We start from the raw sequence: 1,917 nt of genomic DNA, 5'->3' as shown, positions 1-1,917 counted from the left end.
GTTGCGGCACCTCGCCTTCCAGCTTTCTGGCGCGTTGTGGTTACCGTTGCGTTGCGTCATGGTCGCCGCGACATGTCGCCTTCCAGCCTTCTGGCACGTCGTGGTCGCCGTTGCGGCACCTCGCCTTCCAGCTTTCTGGCGCGTTGTGGTTACCGTTGCGTTGCGTCGTGGTCGCTTTCCATTTTGTCCTCGCCGGACCGGCAGGCCACCAAGAGGAGAGGGGGCCGCACTCCCTTCCTCCCGTCCGGCCTGCCTGAGGCAACCATGGGCGTCAAGGGGATCGGTTTGGCTTCCAGCCTGGTTTCTTCGCGTGGGCCGACCCCTTGACCCCCATGGTTGGGCTTCGCCCAGGCCAGACGGGAGGAAGGGAGCACGAAGGATTTCCTTGCGCTGTCGCGCTTGTGGGACGGCGGTGATCCGTTTGGCTGACGCTCGGGGCTGGGTTTCGTGGGCGGATCACCGCCGCTTTTGGGGTTCTGTCAAGGAAACTTGGGTTTTGTCCCCCTATCGTGTGATCGTACTGGTGTTCGAAGACTTTCATGTTTTACCGGCGTATCCTGGACGTATGGGGCAGATCGCTTCCACACCACTCTGGCAGCTCGGCAACCGGGACCTTGTCGCCCGGTTGACCGACGTGCACAAACGGATACTCCGCGACTATGCCGAGTACTTCGCGATCCTGTCCGAACTGGATGGCCGGGGAACCGCGTACGAGTTGGGCTACAGCAACACCGCCGCACTCCTCGTCCACACCCAGAACATCTCACGCAGTGAGGCCAACCAGCGCATCGCCCAAGCCACAGCCCTGCATGACGTGAAGACTCCGACCGGCGCGGTGATCGAGGCTTTTCTTCCGTTGACCGCGAAGAAGCTCGCCGCCGGTGAGATCACCGTCGGGCAGGTTGAAGTCATCCGGAAGTTTGTGGGCAGCCTCGACCATGTGGAGCCCGAAAAGGTTGCCGTGGCTGAAGAGTTGATGGTCGAGCGTGCTGCCGAGGACGACCCGAACGCTTTGGCCCGGTATGGGGAGCGGTGGGTACGTGATGTCGTCGACCCGGATGGCAAGGCGCCTGAGGACGATGAGCCACAGCGACCGGAACGAGAACTGCGGCGGCATATCTTTCGCGACGGGCGGATGGAGTTCAAAGGGCGGCTGGATGCTGAGACCGCCGCTCTGTTCGACGCACTGCTTGCGCCGTTTGAAAAGCGCGAACCCGACGACACGCGCGGGTACGCCGAACGCGGCGGCGACGCCTTCGCCGACGTGCTGCAGAAGGCCGCGAACTGCCCGGACCTGCCGACGCACAACGGGTACAAGACCGAGGTGGCGTTCACGATCTCGATGGACGAGCTGGCGAAATCGGTGGACGAGCGGGTCTTGCCGGGCACCCGATTGACCGCGGGTGAAGCGCGGCGGATCGCCTGCGACGCACACGTGCTTCCCGCGGTCATGGGCGGAGATTCCAAACCGCTCGACGTCGCGGTCCCGGCCTATGTCGTGCCCGCGCACATCCGGCGTGGACTGGTGCTCAGGGATCGCGGGTGTGCGTTCCCAGGCTGCGACCGGCCCGCCAGCGTCTGCCACAGCCACCACATCACGTCCTGGCTGCGGGGTGGGCCGACCGCCCTGGGCAACCTCGTGCTCCTGTGTGGACAGCACCATCGGCTGATTCACCGTAGCGAGTGGGAAGTCAAGCTCGACGGAGGCATCGCCTGGTTCACTCCGCCGGACTACGTCGACCCGGTACGTACACCACGGCGGAATCACTTACACAGTGGGAATTCCAAGTTTGTTGGTGCCAAATGACACTATGACCGCCCTGTATCGCCCAGGGAGAACACGTGACTGAGCCAACGCGTCCCACGTTCCTGCGCCGCAAGCTCGGCGCCAAGCTTCGCCGGATGAGGGAGGAGGCC

1 protein-coding gene is annotated in these 1,917 nt (G+C 64.0%); it reads left to right on the top strand.

What is annotated here, in order from left to right; translation table 11 throughout:
- The first annotated feature begins 511 nt into the window (after nt 1-511).
- Nucleotides 512-1,807, top strand: coding sequence for an HNH endonuclease signature motif containing protein (locus GC106_RS46945; protein ID WP_173142678.1), 1,296 nt, complete (start codon nt 512-514; stop codon nt 1,805-1,807).
- The last annotated feature ends 110 nt before the right edge of the window (nt 1,808-1,917 follow it).

Origin of the sequence: Kibdelosporangium persicum (assembly GCF_013280595.1) — a bacterium.
In the GTDB taxonomy this organism is placed as follows: domain Bacteria; phylum Actinomycetota; class Actinomycetes; order Mycobacteriales; family Pseudonocardiaceae; genus Kibdelosporangium; species Kibdelosporangium persicum.
Note: the sequence above shows the minus strand (reverse complement) of the source record. Positions and strands in the feature narration are given on the sequence as shown.